The sequence below is a fragment of the Geomonas diazotrophica genome (assembly GCF_019063885.1).
In the GTDB taxonomy this organism is placed as follows: Bacteria; Desulfobacterota; Desulfuromonadia; order Geobacterales; family Geobacteraceae; genus Geomonas; species Geomonas diazotrophica.
This window is the reverse complement of the sequence record NZ_CP077684.1, coordinates 2,077,064-2,096,682: the sequence shown is the minus strand read 5'-3', so window position 1 is coordinate 2,096,682 and position 19,619 is coordinate 2,077,064. Positions and strand designations below refer to the sequence as shown.

Annotated in this window: 14 protein-coding genes; 4 read left to right on the top strand and 10 right to left on the bottom strand. The window is 62.2% G+C overall.

The genetic code is table 11. The features are described 5' to 3' along the window. Positions 1 to 46: 46 nt before the first annotated feature. Together KP003_RS09095 and KP003_RS09090 are read right to left on the bottom strand one after the other, a co-directional pair. Positions 47 to 766: a creatininase family protein gene (locus KP003_RS09095; RefSeq protein WP_217300607.1), complete on the bottom strand. Its 720-nt coding sequence runs from the start codon at positions 764 to 766 to the stop codon at positions 47 to 49. A gap of 85 nt (positions 767 to 851) precedes the next feature. After that, positions 852 to 4,640 (bottom strand): PAS domain S-box protein, encoded by a 3,789-nt coding sequence (locus tag KP003_RS09090; protein WP_217300606.1) that lies wholly within the window; start codon positions 4,638 to 4,640, stop codon positions 852 to 854. A 270-nt stretch (positions 4,641 to 4,910) separates the two neighbouring features. Here KP003_RS09090 and KP003_RS09085 point away from each other — a divergent pair, with 270 nt between their 5' ends. Continuing rightward, positions 4,911 to 5,735 carry a CvfB family protein gene (locus KP003_RS09085; RefSeq protein WP_217300605.1) on the top strand — a complete coding sequence of 275 codons (825 nt, stop codon included), beginning with the start codon at positions 4,911 to 4,913 and terminating at the stop codon, positions 5,733 to 5,735. Positions 5,736 to 5,804: 69 nt separating this feature from the next. Here the strand turns inward: KP003_RS09085 and KP003_RS09080 are convergent, their stop codons facing one another. Continuing rightward, positions 5,805 to 6,479 carry a Bax inhibitor-1/YccA family protein gene (locus KP003_RS09080; RefSeq protein ID WP_216499224.1) on the bottom strand — a complete coding sequence of 225 codons (675 nt, stop codon included), beginning with the start codon at positions 6,477 to 6,479 and terminating at the stop codon, positions 5,805 to 5,807. Positions 6,480 to 6,716: 237 nt separating this feature from the next. On the opposite strand from KP003_RS09080, the gene KP003_RS09075 reads away from it, so the two are divergent. Continuing rightward, entirely contained in the window at positions 6,717 to 7,058 is a 342-nt protein-coding gene (locus tag KP003_RS09075) for a hypothetical protein (protein WP_216499225.1), read from the top strand. Positions 7,059 to 7,137: 79 nt separating this feature from the next. Here KP003_RS09075 and KP003_RS09070 read toward each other — a convergent pair whose 3' ends face one another. The 3 genes from KP003_RS09070 to KP003_RS09060 all read right to left on the bottom strand — a co-directional run bounded on the left by KP003_RS09070 (position 7,138) and on the right by KP003_RS09060 (position 9,331). Beyond that, positions 7,138 to 8,202: an NADH:flavin oxidoreductase/NADH oxidase gene (locus tag KP003_RS09070; protein ID WP_217300604.1), complete on the bottom strand. Its 1,065-nt coding sequence runs from the start codon at positions 8,200 to 8,202 to the stop codon at positions 7,138 to 7,140. A 100-nt stretch (positions 8,203 to 8,302) separates the two neighbouring features. Continuing rightward, complete coding sequence (gene mutM, locus KP003_RS09065) at positions 8,303 to 9,133, bottom strand: bifunctional DNA-formamidopyrimidine glycosylase/DNA-(apurinic or apyrimidinic site) lyase (RefSeq protein WP_217300603.1); 831 nt, start codon at positions 9,131 to 9,133, stop codon at positions 8,303 to 8,305. A gap of 12 nt (positions 9,134 to 9,145) precedes the next feature. After that, positions 9,146 to 9,331, bottom strand: a complete 186-nt coding sequence (locus KP003_RS09060; RefSeq protein WP_216499228.1) for a hypothetical protein — start codon at positions 9,329 to 9,331, stop codon at positions 9,146 to 9,148. A 514-nt stretch (positions 9,332 to 9,845) separates the two neighbouring features. On the opposite strand from KP003_RS09060, the gene KP003_RS09055 reads away from it, so the two are divergent. After that, positions 9,846 to 11,999 carry a PAS domain-containing sensor histidine kinase gene (locus KP003_RS09055; RefSeq protein WP_239027645.1) on the top strand — a complete coding sequence of 718 codons (2,154 nt, stop codon included), beginning with the start codon at positions 9,846 to 9,848 and terminating at the stop codon, positions 11,997 to 11,999. A 341-nt stretch (positions 12,000 to 12,340) separates the two neighbouring features. Beyond that, positions 12,341 to 13,045 (top strand): GntR family transcriptional regulator, encoded by a 705-nt coding sequence (locus tag KP003_RS09050; RefSeq protein WP_216499230.1) that lies wholly within the window; start codon positions 12,341 to 12,343, stop codon positions 13,043 to 13,045. A 16-nt stretch (positions 13,046 to 13,061) separates the two neighbouring features. On the opposite strand, the gene KP003_RS09045 is transcribed toward KP003_RS09050, so the two are convergent. The 4 genes from KP003_RS09045 to KP003_RS09030 form a co-directional block, all read right to left on the bottom strand. Beyond that, positions 13,062 to 13,961, bottom strand: a complete 900-nt coding sequence (locus tag KP003_RS09045) for a sensor histidine kinase (RefSeq protein WP_216791663.1) — start codon at positions 13,959 to 13,961, stop codon at positions 13,062 to 13,064. A 226-nt stretch (positions 13,962 to 14,187) separates the two neighbouring features. After that, a complete protein-coding gene (locus tag KP003_RS09040; protein WP_216791662.1) occupies positions 14,188 to 15,966 on the bottom strand; it encodes an acyl-CoA dehydrogenase FadE in 1,779 nt (592 codons plus the stop codon). Between the two features lie 39 nt (positions 15,967 to 16,005). Beyond that, positions 16,006 to 17,178, bottom strand: coding sequence for a thiolase family protein (locus KP003_RS09035; protein ID WP_217300601.1), 1,173 nt, complete (start codon positions 17,176 to 17,178; stop codon positions 16,006 to 16,008). Positions 17,179 to 17,253: 75 nt separating this feature from the next. Continuing rightward, complete coding sequence (locus KP003_RS09030; protein WP_217300600.1) at positions 17,254 to 19,617, bottom strand: 3-hydroxyacyl-CoA dehydrogenase/enoyl-CoA hydratase family protein; 2,364 nt, start codon at positions 19,615 to 19,617, stop codon at positions 17,254 to 17,256. Positions 19,618 to 19,619: the final 2 nt, after the last annotated feature.

The following is a 19,619-nucleotide window of genomic DNA, read 5'->3' as shown; positions in this document are numbered from 1 at the left end:
AAAAGTCCCTCTGTAGGCCAAATTTGGAAGCCGCTTTTTTGGGCAACTACCAGAGGCGGCTCTCGAGGGCCTTTACCAGCTCGACAACCTTGTCGGCCACCAGTGATTCCAGGATCTTGCCCTTTTCCGCGCTTGCCTTGCCCGGGTCACCCCAGACTCCGCCGGGCCAGAAGCTTTGCTTGTCCCGAACCAGGATCCCGATCGGAAAATTGGGGTACTCGGCAGCAGAAAGGCCTTTGACCAGATGCGGATGCGAATGCATGATGCGCGAGGTCTCGATCTCGCCGGCATGGGCATCGCCGCGGGTCTCGATCAGATGGGCTCCGCTTTCCTTGGCAAGTTCGTACTCGGTGACGACGGCCACGTTTATGTCGGGCAATTCCTGGATCAGTTCCTCGCCGGCATCCTGAAGCGCCATGCGGTGTGAACCGCCGGCGTGCCCGGTAAGCGCGATGAAGTTAACGAGCCCCTGGGCGTGCAGCGAGCGCACGATGTCCTTCAACAATGCCTTCAAAGTCCCCGTGCTGATGGATACGGTGCCTGGATGGCGCGACGTCGAGCGGCAGCAGCCGTAATGTACCGGCGGCGCCACGAACAGAGGAATCCGCTCGGCGGCTCGTTTTCCCACCTCGTAAGCCTCGATGGTGTCTGTAGAAAGCGGCAGATGGCTGCCATGCTCTTCGACGGATCCAAAAGGAATATAAACAGTCTTGCATACCTCCAGCCCCTGGGCGAACTCATCCATGGTGATGTTCTCGATCAACACAATATTGCCCCTTTAAGTAGTTGAATTGTATGTGTTTTATTCGGAATGCGCCTCCACTCCCCTGTTCGCGTATGGGGGAAGGGGATCAGGTGTCGAGCATCTCCCGCACCTTCCTGGCAAGTTCGATGGGCCTAGCCGGTTTCTTGATGATGTCGACGCCCTCTTCCAGGAAGATCCCCTTGTCCTGTATGATGTCGGCCGTATACCCGCTCAGGAACAACACTTTCAACTGGGGCGAAAGCCTGCGCAACTCCTCGCAGAGTTGCTTGCCGTTCATCTTGGGCATGATCACGTCAAGCAGGGCCAGGCTGATCTCCTGCCACCTCGACTCGAAAAGGTGCAACGCGTCGTCGCCGCTGCTCGCCAATATGACCTGGTAGCCATACCTCTTAAGGACCGACTCGACCAGCCGCCCAACCGCTGCGTCGTCCTCCACGACCAGGATGGTCTCGCTCCCCCCTTCCGGGATGAAGGTGGCGGGCTTCTCGCTCGGTTGCACCTTCTCGGTGATCAGCGGCAGGTAGATGCTGAACGTCGTGCCGAAGCCCACCTGGCTGAAGACGGTGATGTAGCCGCCGTGCTGCTTGATGATCCCGTACACGATAGACATCCCCAGTCCGGTGCCGCGACCGGGGAGCTTGGTGGTGAAGAAGGGCTCGAAGATCTTCTGCTGGGTTTCAGCATCCATCCCTGTTCCGGAGTCTGCCACGGTGATGAGGGCGTAGCGCCCGGGCACGCCGTAGCCGTACTGGCGATGGAATTCCTTGTCGAGGGTGACCAGCTCGGTCTTGATAGTGAGTTCACCGCCGGTAGGCATGGCGTCCCTGGCGTTGGTGGCGAGGTTCATCAGCACCTGCTCCAGTTGTCCGCTGTCTGCCATTACCAGCAGCTCCTGGTTGCTGAAGGAGGTTTTGAGGGTCACGTCTTCGCCGATGATCCGGACCAGGAACTTGGCGTGCCTGCGGGTCAATTCGTTCAGCTCAACCTGCTGCATCACCATGACCTGCTTGCGGCTGAAGGCCAGAAGACTCCTGGTGAGGTGCGTCGCCCGGTCGGCTGCGTCGAGGATCTGCTCCATGTGGTCCAGCATGGGGTCGCCTTTGGGGAGGGAGTGCTGCAACAGCTGTCCGAAGCCGAGGATGACCGTGAGTATGTTGTTGAAATCGTGGGCAACCCCGCCGGCAAGCTGCCCGATCGCCTCCATTTTCTGTGCCTGCCTCAGCTGCTCTTCGAGTTTCTTGCGATCACCGATGCTTTCCATGAAGGCCATGAAGTGGCTGATGGTGCCGGAACTGTTCAGGATGGGGGAGATGGTTGCGTGCTGCCAGAAGGTGGTGCCGTTTTTGTGGCGGTTGTACAACTCGCCGGTCCAGACGCGGCCCGAGGTGATGGTGTCCCACATCCCCTGGTAGAGTTCGGGCGAGGTCCTGCCGCTTTGCAGGATGCGCGGGTTCTGTCCGATGACCTCGTCCGAGGTGTAGCCTGCGACCTCGGTGAAACGCGGGTTGACGAACTCGATCTTGCCTGTGGCATCCGTGATTATGATGGCGACGGGACTCTGCATCACGGCCTGGGACAGCTTCAGCAACTGCTCATCGGCCTGCCTGCGTTCGGTCACGTCCTTGTAGACGACCACGGCACCTACCAACTCTCCGCCCTCGCGCAGCGGCCTGCAGTTGTACTCGGCGTAGAAACTGCTTCCATCCTTGCGCCAGAACAACTCGTCGCTCCCCTGGTAGGGACGTCCGTCGAAGCAGGCGGCCGACATCGGGCACTCCTGTTCCGGAAACGGGGAGCCGTCCTCCCTGGTGTGGTGCATGAGGGAGTGCTGGTGCTGCCCCAGAAGCTCCCCCTGGGTCCAACCCACCATCTGCGCCGCTGCCGGGTTGACGAAGGTGATGCGCCCCTGCATGTCGACGCCGTTGATCCCTTCACCAGCCGCGTCAAGGATGAGCTGCAATTGGCGCCGGGTCTTTTCGTGCGCGTCCTCGGCCTGCTTGCGCTCGGTGATGTCCTCAAGGCTCTGGATGGCGCCGACCACCCTCCCCTGGCGGTCGCGGATCTGCGCCGCGTTGAGGGTGATGTAGTGCCCCTTGCCGTCCGGATCCTCGTACCATCCCTCGGCCTGCACCCCTCCCTCGATCAGGGAGGACTTGCGATAATTGCGGTAGTACTTGACGGCCTCGTCGGGGTTTCCGTCCAGCACCAGGTCTGCCAGGACCGGCCTGTCTGCCTCGTAAAAGATCTTGCCGAGATGGTGCGAACCGAGCACCTCGCCTGGCTTGATCCCGGTGAGGGTCTCCAGCGCGCGATTCCACATGATGACCCGGTGCTCGCAGTCCAGCACGAACGTGGGTTGCGTCATGTTCAACACCAGGCTCTCGGCAAATTCCTTCTGCGACTGCAGGTCCGCCTCGGCCTTTTTGTGTTCGGTGATGTCGAGCATGACGCCCAGCACCCCACCGCAGGCGCCGTTTGCAGCTGTAAAACTGGTCTTGAAGAAGATGACGTCACGCTCTGCCTGATCGACGTGCGAGGTTTTGCTTTCGTAGACCTGGAGGCCGCCCCCGGCAATCAACTCCTGGTCCGAACGGTGGTGTACTTGGGCGAGCGGTCCGGGAGTGACGTCGAAGACGGTCTTGCCGATCACCCGTTCCCTGGTGAGACCTGTGAAGTCGAGGAAGGCCTGGTTGCAACCGAGATACCTGCCATCGGGCCCCTTGTAGAACACCGGGATCGGCGTCACCTCGAGGAGCTTCTGGGAGAATTCAAGTTGCCGTTTCAGCTCGAATTTTTGCTGTTGCAGTTCCTTCAGGAGCTGATTGAAGGCCTCTCCGAGGACGCCGATCTCATCGCCTGCGGCGATATTGACTGGCGCGGTCTCCCCCTCCTTGTTCTGGGTCAGCATCCTGATTTGTTCGGTGAAGGAGATGAGCGGGGCGGTCAGGAACTTCGTGCAGAGCCAGACCACGAGCATGGAGATGAGAAATACCACGAACAGCGCGGCGAGGATGTAGCTGCGTGCCCGGTAGATCGGGGCGTAGGCCTCCTGCTGCGGGAAGTTGCTGGCGAGGATCCAGTTGGTTGTCTGGAGCCGCTTGAAGGAGCTTATGACATGGACACCCCTGGAGTTGGTGGTTTCCCCGGTCCCCTCGAACCCCTCGATCGCCTCGTCATAGAGACGGTTTTTCCCAAGCGGGACGTCTTGCTTGAAAATCCTGCGGCTGTCGGGGTGGGCGATCATCACCCGGTCAGGGCTGTAAAGGTAGAGGTAGCCCTTTTCGCCAAGGGTGATCTTGCCGACCTTCGTGATGAAGTTGTCCTTTGCCAGGTCTATGCTCCCCGCCAGGATCGCAGCCACATCTCCCTTATCGTCCAGCACAGGTGCGGTGAGCATGATGATCGGGTGCCGGTGCGTTTGGGCGGAGATGAAGGGGGCGGAGATGAAGGGCTGTTTGGTGGCAAGGGTTTTTCTCAGGTAGTCGCGGTAGAGGAAGTTCTTGCCGATTATGCCGCTGTCGAGCGGGTTTCCCGAGAGGAGCGTTCCCTGTGCGGAAAAGAGGAACAGCCCGTTGTCGAACATGGTCAGGTTTCCCGGCCGCTGGTCGAAGAAGCTTTGCAGGTTGTGCGGGTTACGCAACGCCTCGGCTTTGAGGGTACGTGCTGTGGCCACCAGTTCGGCCTGCGACAGCCGGAACTTGTCGTCGATCTGGTCGGCCAGGGCGGTTACCATGTTGAACTGTTGCGTGTAAAGCAGGCCCTTGATCTGGTCGGTGAAATAAAGGTGGGTGCTAAGCGCAAGAATGGACAGCAGCCCCGCTATCAGCAGGGATATGGTTGCCGTCATCTTGTTTTTCAGGCTAATGGGGCTCAATCAGCCTCCGCTGGAAGTTGCGCGGAACGCGGCGTTCCGCAAATTGCTACCATAGTATGAAAATATCGGAGCTGTCCAGCTAAAAAGTTTTCTCCGGCGTTCGATGAAGTGTTTGTTTTTTTTCAGTTTTTCATGCAACGCCTGGCGGGCTTCGGGGTGGTGACTGCCCCAGGCACAGAAAAGATTGATAGGCTCGCGCAGCGATTTGATATAGTATTTCGGTTTGCGGCGGCAAAACATTAGAACCGCGCTACTGGAGCAGAGACAAAGATGCTAGAAATCGGCAAGTACAACCGTTTGGAAGTGAAGAAGCTGAGCGCCATAGGTGCCTACCTCGCGTCGGAGCTGGGAGAGATCCTTTTGCCGACCAAGTACGTCCCGGAAGGGCTGCACCACGGCGAGCACCTGAAGGTATTCGTTTACCTCGACTCCGAGGACCGGCTCATCGCCACCACCCTGGAGCCCAAGGCCCAGGTGGGCGATTTCGCTCTCATGGAAGTGAAGGACGTAAGCCCGGTGGGCGCCTTTTTGGATTGGGGACTGGAAAAGGACCTGCTGGTTCCATTCAGCGAGCAGCCGCGCCCCATGCAGAAAGGGGAACGGCACCTGGTCCGGGTGTACCTGGACCGCTCCGACCGGATCGCGGCATCGGCCAAGATAGGGAAGTTCCTTGAGAAGTCGGCTGCGGGACTCAAGGAGGGGCAGGACGTCGCGCTCACCTTCTACGAGTTCGGCAGCCTGGGCGCCAAGGTCATCATCGACGGTCGCTACGACGGGCTGCTGTTCAAGACCGAGCTCTTCGGCAGGTACCGGGTCGGCGACTGCGCCAAGGGGTACGTGAAGAAGATCCGTGACGACGGCAAGATAGACGTTACCCTGAGGAAGGGGGGGAGGCAGGACCTCACCGGCGGTCGGGAGACCCTGTTGCGGGTGCTCAGTGAGCGGGGCGGTTTCCTTCCCGTTGGGGACAAGTCGGCTCCGGAGCTGATCGCGGAGATGTTCCGGATGAGCAAGAAAAACTTCAAGGCCGTGATCGGCAACCTGTACCGGGAAGGGATCATCGAGATTACCAAGGAGGGGATCAGGCTGCGTTAAGTCCCCCCTCCCCGACCAGCGAGGTGAACCCCGGCGTAGGTACCTGCGCCGGGGTTCTTTTATTTGCTGTTACCTGCGATCGCCCAAGAACCTGAGCAGCAGCAGGAACATGTTGATGAAGTCGAGGTAGAGGGTGAGCGCGCCGAGAATGGCTCCCTTGCCGCCCGAATTGCCCATCTGCTTGATCCTCTGGGTGTCGTAGGCGGTAAGGCCGGTGAAGACGATGATGCCGCACAGGCTCAGCACCCAGTTGAGCATCGAGCTGTGCAGGAAGATGTTCACCAAGGAGGCGATTACCACGCCTACCAGCCCCATGAACAGGAAACTCCCCCAGGAAGTGAGGTCGCTCTTGGTGAGGTAGCCGTACAGGCTCATGGCGCCGAACATCCCGGCGGTGACCAGGAAGGTCGACGCTATGGAGGAGTGCGTGTAAGCGACGAAAATGGTGGACATGGTCAGGCCGTTCAGCGCCGCGTAGAGCAAGAAGAGCAGGCTCGCGGTGGCGGTGCTGATCCTGTTGATGGCGCCGCTTATGGCTACCACGAGGCCGAGTTCGCCGAAGATCAGGGCGTAGAAGAGGATGCGGTTGCCCAGGATCGCCTGCAAAAGTGCCGGCGACGATGCGGTTATCACCGAAACGAGAGCGGTGAGCAAAAGTCCCCCACTCATCCAGCCGTAGACTCCCCTCATTACGCCGCTGTTGACTACGCTAATGGTCCGGTACTGAGTCTGATATCTTTCCATTCATGGCTCCCTGTTTGATTGGCAGCTGCGGCCTGTAACACAAGGTTCACGTCGCAGTTGTCACTGATATTACGCCCCTTCTTTATATCATGAACCTATGTGGTCAGGCAGAAAAATAACGATCTAGGCGTGAATATGCAAGGGGGGATGTTACAATCATGTTTCCTGTTATTTTGGTGCAACAACGGCACCCTTTAGCGGCGTTCCTGCCGCATTGACTTAAAGGAGGATCAACCCATGCTGAAAAAACTAGCCATTCTTGTCTGCCTCGCCTCGTTCGCCCCGGCTGCGGCCGGTGCCCAGGAGGTCGCGCCCCTGCTGAACCAGCCAGCACAGCAGGCCGCGCCGATGCAAAAGAGCGTCAACCTCATGCCGCGCGAGGAGCGCGAGGCGACCGTGGTTGCTGTCAACGACGCGCAGGGTACCACCCAGGGTGCCACTGAGGAGCGTCCTCGGAAGAGCCACAGCGGCCTTACCTTCAAGGAGTTCTGCGACGTGCACTTCGGCGAATACCGCTGGGTGTACTGGGTCGGCGCGGTAGCGGCGATCGTAGCCATCCACGTGGTGGCAGCCGACTAAGAAAAAAGGCGGCAGGGGGTTGATTCCCTGCCGCCTTTCGCGACTCCCCTCCCCTTCGGTCAACCTGTTCACCCCCTCATCATTTCGCCCTCTCGTACTGCACCGGCCAGGGAACGTCCACTCCCAGCGCCTTGGCGGCGTGCAGCGGCCAGTACGGGTCCCGCAGCATGGCGCGCGCGAGTAGTACGGCATCGGCCAAGCCGGTCGCCACGATCTGCTCCGCCTGGACCGGGTCGGTGACGACACCCACCGCTCCGGTCGGGATGCCGACTTCCTGCCTGATGGCCGTTGCAAAAGGGGTCTGGAAGCCGGGGCCAAACGGCGGCATGGCCTCGGGAACCATCCCCCCCGAGGAGCAATCGATGAAATCGATCCCCATCTCTTTCAAGGCCCTGGTCAGGTACAGGGTCTGCTCCAGGTCCCACCCCCCTTCCATCCAGTCCGACGCCGAGACCCTCACGAACAGGGGGAGGTGCTCGGGCCAGATGTCGCGCACCGCCTTGGCGACCCTGAGCGGAAACCGGCAGCGGTTCTCCAGGGAGCCGCCGAAATCGTCGGTGCGCCGGTTGGAGAGCGGAGACAGGAACTGGTGCAGCAGGTAGCCGTGCGCCATGTGGATCTCGGCCACCTCGAAGCCGGCCTCGACGCTGCGCCGGGCAGCCGCGGCGAATTGTCCGAGGAGCGTCTCAAGGTCCTCCAGGGTCGCCTCGCGGGGGATCACCGGCTCCTCGGTGGAAAAGGGAACCGGGCTGGGGGCGATGGTCTGCCAGCCGCGGTGGTTGACGTCGACCGGTCGGCCTCCCTTCCAGGGAAGGTCGGTCGATGCCTTGCGCCCCGCGTGCGCGAGCTGGATGCCGGGGACCGAACCCTGCTCCTTGATGAAGCGGGTGATGGGGGCGAAGGCGGCGGCGTGCTCGGCGCTCCAGATGCCGCTGTCGTCCGGGGAGATGCGCCCCTGCGGCGTGACCGCGGTCGCCTCGACCATGACCAGGCCGGCGCCCCCTACGGCCCGGCTCCCAAGGTGCACCATGTGCCAGTCGGTGGGGAGCCCGTCTTTGCTGGAGTACATGCACATCGGGGAGACGAAGATGCGGTTCTTGAAGACCAATTCCCGCAGGGTAAGAGGTGTGAAAAGGATGCTCATGCTGGAAAACCTCCCGAAGCTTATGTGATGTGGCAGGGGTGCAGTTCCTGCGGCAGTTTAGCAGGCATTGGAACAACTTCAACGATAGGGGCCGCTGCCTTCACCGTGGCGACCGGTGCTCCGGCTGGCACTCCGCGCAGAAAAAGGTGGAGCGGTTGCCGAGTCTTCCCCTGCGGACGGGGGTGCCGCATTCCCGGCAGGGGAGCCCTTCCCGCCCGTAGACGTAGAGCTGCTGCGGGAAGTAGGCGAGCCGCTCTTCGGTTTTCAGAAAGTCCATGGTTGAGCGCCCGGTGGCGATGGCGGTGGCGAGGGTCTCCTTGATGGCGGCGACCAGCGCGGCACAGTCGGCCGGGGACAACTCCCCTGCCGGGGTGTCCGGGTGCAGCCGGCAGCGAAAGAGGCTTTCCGCGGCGTAGATGTTGCCGATTCCGGCCACGACCGCGCTGTCCATCAGGAAGCGCTGCAGGGCGACCTTCCTGCCCCGGCTCAGCCGGTAAAGGTACTCCGGGGCGAAGGCATCGGTGAGCGGTTCGGGACCGATCTTGCGGAGCAACTGGTGCTGCAGCGGGTTCGAACCGGCGAAATGGATCGAGCCGAAGCGGCGCGGGTCGTTCAGCCGGAGCACGATTCCGGAATCGAGCCGCAGGTCGAAGTGGTCGTGGGGCCCCGGCGCGGCCGAGGCGGGCACCAGACGCAGGTGGCCGGTCATCCCCAGGTGCAGCAGCAGTGAGCCTGCGCTGCAGTCGAGTATCAGGTACTTGCCGCGCCGCTCCACCGATCGGACCGTCTGCCCAGCGAGGAGCTGGGAGAGCCCCTCCGGGACCATGTTGCGCAGTTTTGGGATGTAAAGCTCGACTGAGGCGATGCGCGCGAGGGTCAGGTGGTCCTTTATCCCCAGCCGCGTGACTTCGACTTCGGGTAACTCTGGCATGATCGCTCCCGGTTACTTGTCCAGGGCCATTGGGCTGCAGACGTTGTCTTCGGAGTTGGCCTCCGTCCCACAGGTAAAACAGACGACCGTCGGGCTGCTGGTAAGGTGAGCGACCTCTTCCAGGCGTCCGGCGCTTTTGAGCATGCAGATGTGTCCGGTGTGTTTCGCTCCGCAGTGGCAGGTGCCGGTGGCTTCCATGGTGATCCCCCTTTGTCTGATGTTTCCTTAATTACTACTGCAAACATGCTGTGGCAGTCAACTCTTAGGTCGCACATTGTCACCGGCCTCGCTGCGATGATTTGAAAACTGACATTGATTTTTTATAATTTATTGTTGCTACTTTGACGGATTGTGTTTATATTAAAAAAAACTTTATCTGTGACTGCCCCGGCGGTGTTGCAGAGACAGTGGTGTAACTGCAGGTAGTTTGCCGAGGTGCTTGGACAGATCGTTGCCCAAGGGGGAGCACATGAATCGATTGTCGCAGGTAAACCAGGTCACCGATCATAACAACAGTGCTCCCCGCACCTGCATCGGGGGCGACGCCCTGGCCGTATCACCACCGACTTTGCCTGCCCCCCCCTACGAGCAGGTGCTGCGCAACATGTTCTGGTCGGCCCCCTCGGGGGTATACCAGACCGACACGCAAGGGCGGCCTTTGGCTTCGTCTCCTTGTTGTTCCGCAGGCCCTGGCGACGCTGGGACCCACCGGATGGGCTATCTCAATCCCCAGGAGCGAGAGAGCCTGGCTACCTCATTCCAGGCCGCGATGGAGGCGGGGCAGCAGTGGAACCAGCAGTTTCAGTACCATTTTGCCGATGGCGCCGTCTCACATCTCCGGGCGGTCGTCGCCCCGTTGCGCGGCGCAGACGGTCTCCTGATCGGCTACCAGGTCTGCACCATCGACACCACGGCCCAGTATGAAGCCCACCAGGAGCTCGCGCTCAGCGAAGACCGCCACCGGGTCGCGCTCGACGCGGCGGAGTTGGGGATCTGGGACTTCGATGTCGCGGGAAACGACTGTTACTTCAGCCCCTACTGCTACGAGATGCTGGGCTATAGCGGCGGACAGATGCAGGTGCGCCTCGAGGACTGGACCAACATCATCCATCCGCAGTACCTCGAGAACGCGCGCCGCGTGCTGGAGAACTGCATCAGCGGCGCCATCCAAAAATTCGAGATCGAGTTCCGCCTGAAAACCAACGAGGGGAAATGGCACTGGTTCCGCTGTACCGGCAAGGCTGCGGAGCGCGACGCCTCCGGCAAGGCGCGCCGGCTGGCCGGTACCCTGCTGGACATAAACCAGGCCAAGCTCATGGAGCACCTGTTGCAGATGGAGCACGGCCTGCTGAACCTGATCACGGCTACCAGCCCTGTCGGCATCATGTTCATCGAGTCCGACGGCAACACCACCTTCGTAAACCCGAAGGCGGAGCGGATCCTCGGGTTGACCAAGCAGCAGATGGCACACAGGGAGCCCCCTGTCATCGACTCGATTTTCTCGGCGGAACAGGAACAGCACACCGGCGGCGAACTTTCGCTGGGTCAGATCCTGGAACAGGGACGCTGCCTGCTGCAGTCCTGCTTCGTCTTCTCCCGGACCGACGGCAGCAGCGCGGTGCTCTCCATCAGCACCGCTCCCTTCCTGGACCCCGCCAGCACCGTGAGCGGGACCGTGGTGACCCTGGAAGACGTGACCGAGCAGAAAAAGCACGAGCAGGTGCTCGCGGACAATGACCGCCTGCTGCGGGAGACCCAGAGGATCGCCCAGCTGGGGAGCTACGTCCTCGACCTGGCCAAGGACCAGTGGGTCTGCTCCAGCAAGCTGGAGGAGATCCTGGGAATCGACGCAGCCTATCCGAAGACCTTGCAGGGGCATTTCGAGATCGTGCACGAGGAGTTCCGGGAGCAGTTCATCGACAGTTACCGTGCCGCCATCAGCAACGACCGCCCCTTCGAACACGAATACAAGATCAGGAGGCACAACGACGGCGAGGAACGCTGGGTGACCGAGTGCTGCGAACTGACCAGGGATGCGGGCGGAAAGCAGGCGCGCATGATCGGAACCATCAAGGACATCACGGAGAGAAAGGCCGCCGAGGAGGCGATCCGCAACCTCAACGACGAGCTGGATCGCCGGGTCATCGAGAGGACCTCGCAGCTCGTGGCGGCCAAGAAGGAGATAGAATCCTTCAGCTACTCCGTCTCGCACGACCTGCGCGCGCCGCTGCGGCACATCAACAGCTACAGCTCGATCCTGGTCGAGGAGCATGGCGCATCCCTCCCGGAGGAGGCCCGCTACTACCTGGAGCGCATCTGCACCGCCAGTAACCGGATGGGGAAACAGATCGACGACCTGTTAGCCCTCACCCGGGTCGGGCGCGCCATCATGAAACGGAGCACCTTCAACATCAGCCAACTGGCCGCCGACGTGGTGGACATGCTCAGCGACGAATCCGACAACCCGCCGGAATTCGTGGTCCAGCCGGGGATCAGCGCCTTCGGCGACAGCGCCTTGGTGAGGCTCGTGCTGCAGAACCTCCTGGGCAACTCGGTCAAGTATTCCTCCCGCACCCTCTCCCCGCGCATCGAGTTCGGCCAGACCCTGGTCGGGGGAAGGCACGCCTTCTTCGTCAGGGACAACGGGGTGGGCTTCGACATGGCATACGTCGAAAAGCTGTTCCAACCTTTCCAGCGTCTGCACGGCTCCGAGTTCGAGGGGACCGGCATCGGCTTGGCCACCGTGCGACGCATCATCGAACGCCACGGCGGCAGCATCTGGGCAGAAGGAAAAGAGCATGAGGGTGCGACTTTCTACTTCACCCTCTCCAACCCACGCAAAGCCGACGGCACCTCTCGCCGCTAGTCCACACCTGCCCGGACGAAAACCATCCCCGTGGGGCGCCCCCCTGTCACCCCTTCTTTTTTCGTCATTACTAAAACAGTGTCTGTCTGTTGCGCCGGAATGCCGGTTTCACCAGTTGGCAAGGCGGACCCCGCCACAACACGAACCGTCTTGGATTTATCGAAAGACCGCGATGTCCCATGGGAGGTGCGGAAATTATTCTGCGCGACCGGCTAAAAAATCCATTGTCATTTTTGCAAAACTATGTTTTATGTATGGATACATCTGCGCCAGACCCGTACCGGGAACGCAGCGTAGCAAAGGTATGCGAATCTGCCTGCCGTCTGTAAAGTGAGGGGCCTATGAGGAAAACCTGCCACATGGTGGAGAAGGCTTTGGTGGACGGGATGTTGAAAGGGGAGTTCAAGCCGGGTAGTCCGTTGCTAAGCGAGCGGGACCTGGCCGCGCGCTTCGACGTCAGCAGGGCGACGGTGCGGGAGGCATTGCAGAAGCTGCAGAATGCGGGATGGATCTCGGTTCAGCAGCGGCATGTCACCATGGTGAAGGACTTTTGGTCCCAGGGAGACCTGGAGATCCTTTCCTCGATCACCAGGAACAGCGAGCCCTTCCCCTACGAGCTGGCCACCCACCTGCTGGAGTTGAGGGTCCAGTTTGCGCCGGATTACGCCCGCCGCGCGGTCGAGAACGATGCGGCCGGGCTGGCCGCTGTGCTGCGCAAGGCGGAGAAACTGCGCAACTGCTCCTCGGCGCTGGTCAACTTCGACTGGGAACTGCACCTGGCCATGGCGGTGATGTCGGGCAACCGCATCTATCCCCTGATGCTGAACAGCTTTGCCAGCGTCTATTCCAAACTCAGGTCTGCGCTCTTTTCAAAGGATAAGCACCGCTTGCAGCTGCGTGACTACTACCGCGAGCTGCTGGCCGCCGCCAATGCCGGCAACGCCCTGCTGGCGGAAAACATCACACGAGCGGCCATGCTGATGAGGTTGAACGATTTCAAGCTGTACTTCGGCTCACTGTCCCCGGAATGCCCGGCACCCGCATAACCGCCCCCCCGCGAGTTCAGCTCCCCAGGGTGAAATAGAAGGTGGCCCCTGCGTTCACCTCCGCTTCCGCCCAGATCCTGCCGCCGTGACGGTTGATGATCCGCTGCACGATGGCGAGCCCGATCCCAAGGCCGGGAAATTCCTCTTCCCGGTGCATGCGCTGGAACGGACCGAAAAGCCGGTCGGAGAAGCGCATGTCGAAACCGGCCCCGTCGTCCCTCACGAAGTAGACCAGCTCCCCCCCCTCCTCTTTGCTGCCGAGTTCGATGGTGGCGGACTCCTTCTTGCCGGTGAACTTCCAGGCGTTCTCCAACAGATGCTCCAGGGCGGTCCGTAACAGCACCGCGTCCCCGTGCGCGGGTAGGTGCTCAGGGATCATGAAGTTCACCTTTCTCCCCGGTGCCCCCTCCTTTATGCATAAGGCGTAGCTTTTGGCCATCTGGGAGAGGTCGAGGTTCAAAAGGGTCATGTCCTGGCGCCCTATGCGCGACAGAGCCAAAAGCGCGTCAACCAGTCCCTCCATCTTGCGGCCCGCCCGCACGATGCAGTCGAGGTAACTGTGGGCCGTCGGCTCCAGCGCCTCGCCGTAATCCTCGAGGAGGGCGTTGCTGAAGCCGATCAGGTGCCGAAGCGGGGCGCGCAGGTCGTGAGAAACCGAGTAGCTGAAGGTTTCCAGCTCCCGCCCCAGGTTTTCGGCGTTCCCCTTTTGCCTGGCCAGTTCCTCGTTCACCCGTTGGAGCTCTTGCTCCGCCTGGGCGAGCCTTGCCTCGCAGTCGTCAGCGGATGGCGCCGGACGGCGGGCGGCCTGCTGCTGCGCCGGTTCCGCACCTTTGCACTGCGCAGCCCGGTTCTCGCCGCTGCCGGGACTCTTTCGGGTGCCTGCCTCGCGCTCGCCTCTGCTTTTAGGCACTTCCATGCGCTCCTCCCACTGCAACTGTCACAGCCCCGCTTAAAACTCTCTTAAGAACTCAATTTTGCCACAAGATGTGGCAATTCACCACTCATAAAAATAACATTTTTACTCACTGCGGCTACCTTCTGACAGCGTTTTTGGAACTGGTGTCGTGCAGGCTTTCCTCAGAAAGGAACGGGCCGGTCCCGTAGTGAGGAACCGGCCCGCGCCGCTGTCACAACCTGCCTCGTCAGAAGGGGTATTTCTCGGCTTCGATCACCGCCTGTGCCAGGAGACGCTTGTCCTGGAGCAGTCCCGCGGCATGGTATCGCGTGAAACGCCGGACGGCGCCCAGCAAAATGGTGAGCGTATCCCCTTCCTCGCTGTAGAAGGCCGCCTTGCGCGCGGCGCTCGCGGTCTTTTCGTTGGCACCGAAGCAGAAGCACCTGACCGCCGCCGTTACCGCCTGTCGTTTCGCTTCGCTCAGCCGCGGCAGGATCTTCTCGGCGCGCAGCACCGCGCTTTCCATGGCGAACACGTTGATCACCACGTCGGCCAGCGCCATGAGGACCTCCTGCTCGTCCTTTATGGCCGCCTGGTACTTCTGCGCCGCGGAGCCCGCAACCACCAGGAAGAGCTGCTTCAGGCCGGACAGGAGAGCCTTTTCGGCGGCGAAGGGGATGGAGTCGTCCAACTCCTCGAAGGAGGGGGTGGTCAGGCTGTCGAGTGCCCTCATCGCCTCGCGCTGCAGCGGGATCTCCCCTTTCAAGGCGCGGGTGAGCAGGGTGCCCGGGATGAGCAGCCGATTGATCTCGTTGGTCCCCTCGAAGATGCGGTTGATGCGCTCGTCGCGGTAGTAGCGCTCGGCCGGGTACTCCTGGATGAAGCCGTAACCGCCGTGGATTTGGACCACCTGGTCGGCCACGAACGCAAGCATCTCCGAGCAGAACACCTTGGCGATGGCGCATTCCATGGCGTACTCCTCGATCCCTTTCTGGTAGGCATCGTAGTAGTTCGGGGTCTCTTTCGGGATGGTGGCCAACCGGTCGTCGATGAGCCCCGCCAGGCGGTAGACCAACGACTCCGAGGCGAAGATCTCGGCCGCCATGTCGGCAAGCTTCTCCTGGATGGCGCCGAAGGAGGCGATCGTGCGGCCGAACTGTTTTCTGAGCACCGCGTATTTCACCCCGTCGGACAGGGCGAACTTCGCCGATCCGGTGACCGCGGCCCCCAGTTTGAAGCGCCCGATGTTAAGGACGTTGAAGGCGATCTTGTGCCCCTTGCCGATCTCGCCCAGGACGTTGGCGACCGGAACCTTGACGTCGTCCAGGATGACCTGGGTGGTCGAGGACCCCTTGATCCCCATCTTCTTCTCCTCCGGCCCGACGCTCACCCCTTCCATGGTCCGCTCCACCAGGAAGGCGGTGAAATACTCCTTGTCCACCTTGGCGAAGACGGTGTAGAGGTCGGCAATCGAGCCGTTGGTGGTGAACTGCTTGGTGCCGTTTAGGAGGTAGTGGCTCCCGTCGGCGGAGAGTGTCGCGCTGGCCTTGGCACCGAGGGCGTCGCTCCCCGAGTCGGGCTCGGTGAGGCAGTAGGCCGCGATCCACTCGCCGCTGGTCAGCTTGTCCAGGTAGCGTGCCTTCTGCTCTTCGGTGCCGTAGTAGACCAGGGGGAGCGTGCCGATGCCGCTGTGGGCGGCGTAGGCCACGGAGAACGAGCCCGAGCCGGAGATCTTCTCGGCCGCCAGCATGCTGGTCGCCTTGTCGAGCTCCAGGCCGCCGTACTCCTCGGGCACGTCGATCATCAGCAGTCCCAGCTCTCCGCAGCGCCTGAGCAGCTGCACCACCTTCTCGAAATTCTGGTGCTCGATCTCTTCGCGCGCCGGGATCACCTCGTTCGTCACGAACTGTTCGGTCGTAGCGCCGATCTGGCGCTGTTCGTCGCTGAAATCCTCCGGGACGAACACCTCGTCCTTACCCGGCTCGGTGATCAGGAATTCCGCTCCTTTGAATATCCTTGCTGCCATGTCACACCTCTCGTTTGTAGTGGAACGCGTCGCCGGGGCTCAGCTCATCTCGAAGATGCCTGCCGCGCCCATGCCGCCGCCGATGCACATGGTGACCATGCCGTAGCGCGCCCCGCGCCGCCGCATCTCGTGCAGCAGGCTCGCGGTAAGCTTGGTACCCGTGCACCCCAGGGGGTGTCCCAGCGCGATGGCGCCGCCGTTGACGTTGACCCGTCCCGGATCGAGCCCCAGTTCCCGCATGCAGGCGAGCGCCTGTACGGCGAAGGCCTCGTTCAACTCGATCAGGTCGAGACTGTCCCGGGTGAGCCCGGCCATCCTCAGTGCCGCGGGGACCGCCTCGACGGGACCGATACCCATGATCTCGGGGGGGACCCCCTTGACCGCGAAGCAGACGAAACGTGCCAGCGGCTTCATCCCGGTCCGTTTCAGGAAGTCCTCGGAAACCACCAGCGCCGCCGCCGCCCCGTCGGTCATCTGCGAGGAGTTCCCGGCGGTGACGGTACCGTCGGCCTTGAAGGCGGGCTTGAGCTTCGCCAGGGCCTCCAGGGTTGTGTCGCCCCTCACCCCGTCGTCGGCGTCGACCAGCTCCTCGCGGCACTGAAGCTTCCCCTTTTGCAGGGAGCAGTACTGCGCCGGCACCGCGACGGTCTCCTCGGCAAACCTCCCTTCCGCAAGGGCCCGTGCCGCTTTTTGGTGGCTGGCGAGGGCGAAGGCGTCCTGGTCTTCCCTGGAGAGGCCGTACTTCGCCACCAGCCGCTCCGCCGTGATGCCCATGGAGGCGTAGGTCTCGGGCCAGGAGGCGATGAGCCCCGGGTTGGCGCTGTACTTGTTCCCCCCCATCGGGATCATGGACATGCTCTCGGTCCCCCCGGCGATGATGCAGTCGGCAAAACCGGCCATGATGCGTTCCGCCGCGGTGGCGATGCTCTGCAGCCCGGAGGAGCAGAAGCGGTTCACGGTCTGGCAGGGGACCTGGTAGGGGATGCCGGCCTTGAAGGCGGCGATGCGGGCGACGTTCATCCCCTGCTCCCCTTCCGGAAAGGCGCAGCCGATGATGACGTCATTCACCTGCGCCGGGTCAAGCGCAGTACGTTCCACCAGACCCTTGATGGCCGCGGCCGCGAGATCGTCGGGGCGGACGTCCTTCAGTTTCCCCTTGTAGGCCTTGGTGGCCGGGGTGCGCACGGCCTCTACGATATATGCTGCTCGCATGTTCTTGCTCCTTTGGTGCCTTCGGTTGCTCACGGGGAGAGCCCCTCCCCGACCATCTCCCCCTTGGGGAGGGAGCTAGTTCCTGAGGGGCCTTCCCGTCTTCAGCATGTGCTGGATGCGCTCCTGGGTCTTCTTCTGGCCGCAGAACTTCAGGAAGGTCTCCCGTTCCAGGTCCAGCAGGTACTCCTCGCTGATAACGGTCCCTGCCGGGACGTTGCCGCCGGTGATGACGTCGGCTATCCCCGAAGCGAGGTAGTGGTCGTAACCGGAGATGAAGCCCCCCTGCTCCAGGTTCCAGAGCTGGCTCTTGATGCTGGCGGCGATGCCGCGTCCCGGCGCCTTCAGCGCGGCATCGGGCTTGCCGGGGCGGTAGTTGGCGGCGAGGGAGATCGCCTTCAGCTTGGCGTCGTAGATGCGGCGGTCCAGGGCGAGGGTGATGCTGTCGCCCGGGCGCATGAGCCCCATGGCCATCAGCTCGGTGGCGGACCCGCTCACCTTTGCCATGGCGATGTTCTGGTAGTTCTTCAGGAGAAAGGGGGACACGTCGGTGCCGTTCGCCTCGGCGAGCCGGATGGCCCTAAGCGCCATCTCCTTGGTGCCGCCGCCGGCCGGGATGAGACCCACCCCGATCTCCACGAGCCCCATGTAGGTCTCGGCATGGGCGTTGATGGCGTCGGCGTGCAGGCAGGTCTCGCACCCTCCCCCCATCACCAGGTTGTGGGGCGCCGCCACCACCGGGATCTTGGAGTACTTGATGGCCATCATGGCGCGCTGGAACGATTTCACGGTGAGGTTCAGGTCGTCCCAGGCCCCTTCGGCGCAGGCCATGGCGATCAGCATCAGGTTGGCCCCGGCCGAGAAGAGGCTCCCCTCGTTGGCTATGACCATGCCGATGCCGTCGGACTCGCTCCGGCGCAGCCCTTTCTGGATCATGCTCAGGGTGTCGCCCCCGATGGTGTTCATCTTGGAGTGGAATTCGAGGCAGAAGATGCCGTCGCCGATGTCGATGAGCGAGGCGGCCGCGTTCTTTTCCGCGACCCCACCGGCGCTCTTCAAAAGGGTGAGCGAGACCTGGCCGCGGGTCAGCGGCACCTCACGGTATTTTTTGTCCGCGATGCTGTAGAAGTGGCGCTTTCCCTGCTCCACGCGGTAGAAGCTGTCCACCTCGCGCAGAAACTGCGGTACCGCGATGCCCTCCCGGTCGGCGCGGGCCACGAAGGAGGCGACGCCCAGGGCATCAAGCAACTCGAAAGGACCGAGCTCCCAGTTGTATCCCCACTTCATGGCGTTGTCGATGTTGACCACGTCGTCGGCGATCTCGGGGATCCGTTTCGCGGTGTAGATCAGGGTGTCGCGCAGCGTCCTCCACGCGAATTCCGCGGCCTTGTCGCTTCCCTGCAGCAGTGTCTTCACCCGGGCACCCGGGTCGTCGGCCTGCTTCGCCGCACCAACCGAGGCGAACTTGGGGGAGACGCAGTCACGGTAGGCCCCGGTTTGCGGGTCGTAGCAGAGTTTGACGCTTTTGCCGTCAACGCTCTCCCGCTTGAAGAAGCCCCCCTTCCCTTTCTTCCCGGTCAGCCCCTCAGCCACCATGCGGCGCGTGCTTTCCGGGACCCGGAACAGTTCCCGCTCGTCGTCGCCGGTCAGAAGCTCGTAGCTGTTGTCCATGACCCGCACCACCGTGTCGATCCCCACGAGGTCCCAGAGGGCGAAGGTGGCGGTCTTGGGGCGGGCCAGGGCCTGCCCGGTGACGGCGTCGACCTCCTCCACGGTGAGTCCCATCTCCACCATGTGCCGCCAGGTGGCGGCGCCGGCATAGGTGCCGATGCGGTTGGCGATGAAGTTGGGGGTGTCCTTGGCGAACACCACCCCCTTGCCCAGCCGTTTGTCCAGGACGGAGGCCATGCTGCGCAGCAGGCCGGGATCGGTCTCCCGGCAGGGAACCATCTCCATCAGGCGCATGTAGCGCGGCGGATTGAAGAAATGGGTAACCATGAAGCGGCGCCTGAGGTCCGCCGGGAGCGCCTGCGCCAGCTCGTTCACGGAAAGCCCGCTGGTGTTGCTGGAGAGGATGGCGTTCTCATTGAGGTTCGGGACCACATGCTCCTGGAAGAGACGTTTCTTCACCTCGAGGTTTTCCAGCACCACTTCGATGACCCAGTCGCACTCCCTGAGCCTGTGGCTGTCGTCCTCGAAGTTGCCCGTCTCGATCCAGGCGACGTACTCCGGGGCGTAGAGCGCGGCGGGCTTGCTTTTGACCAGTGCCGCCAGCGCCTGGTCGGCGATCGCGTTGCGCTGCGCCTTGTCCTGCGCCCCCTTGGCTTGTTCCGGCACCAGGTCGAGCAGCAGTACCTCCATCCCCGCATTGGCGAGATGCGCGGCGATGCCCGCCCCCATGACGCCGGCACCCAACACGGCAACCTTGTTCATCTGTCTCATCT

Coding starts and splice junctions, on each gene's coding strand:
- KP003_RS09050 (WP_216499230.1), top strand. CDS start 12,341: ATGAGGAAAACCTGCCACATGGTGGAGAAGGCTTTGGTGGACGGGATG.
- KP003_RS09060 (WP_216499228.1), bottom strand. CDS start 9,331: ATGGAAGCCACCGGCACCTGCCACTGCGGAGCGAAACACACCGGACAC.
- KP003_RS09035 (WP_217300601.1), bottom strand. CDS start 17,178: ATGCGAGCAGCATATATCGTAGAGGCCGTGCGCACCCCGGCCACCAAG.
- KP003_RS09070 (WP_217300604.1), bottom strand. CDS start 8,202: ATGAGCATCCTTTTCACACCTCTTACCCTGCGGGAATTGGTCTTCAAG.
- KP003_RS09055 (WP_239027645.1), top strand. CDS start 9,846: ATGGGCTATCTCAATCCCCAGGAGCGAGAGAGCCTGGCTACCTCATTC.
- KP003_RS09080 (WP_216499224.1), bottom strand. CDS start 6,479: ATGGAAAGATATCAGACTCAGTACCGGACCATTAGCGTAGTCAACAGC.
- mutM (WP_217300603.1), bottom strand. CDS start 9,133: ATGCCAGAGTTACCCGAAGTCGAAGTCACGCGGCTGGGGATAAAGGAC.
- KP003_RS09085 (WP_217300605.1), top strand. CDS start 4,911: ATGCTAGAAATCGGCAAGTACAACCGTTTGGAAGTGAAGAAGCTGAGC.
- KP003_RS09030 (WP_217300600.1), bottom strand. CDS start 19,617: ATGAGACAGATGAACAAGGTTGCCGTGTTGGGTGCCGGCGTCATGGGG.
- KP003_RS09075 (WP_216499225.1), top strand. CDS start 6,717: ATGCTGAAAAAACTAGCCATTCTTGTCTGCCTCGCCTCGTTCGCCCCG.
- KP003_RS09045 (WP_216791663.1), bottom strand. CDS start 13,961: ATGGAAGTGCCTAAAAGCAGAGGCGAGCGCGAGGCAGGCACCCGAAAG.
- KP003_RS09040 (WP_216791662.1), bottom strand. CDS start 15,966: ATGGCAGCAAGGATATTCAAAGGAGCGGAATTCCTGATCACCGAGCCG.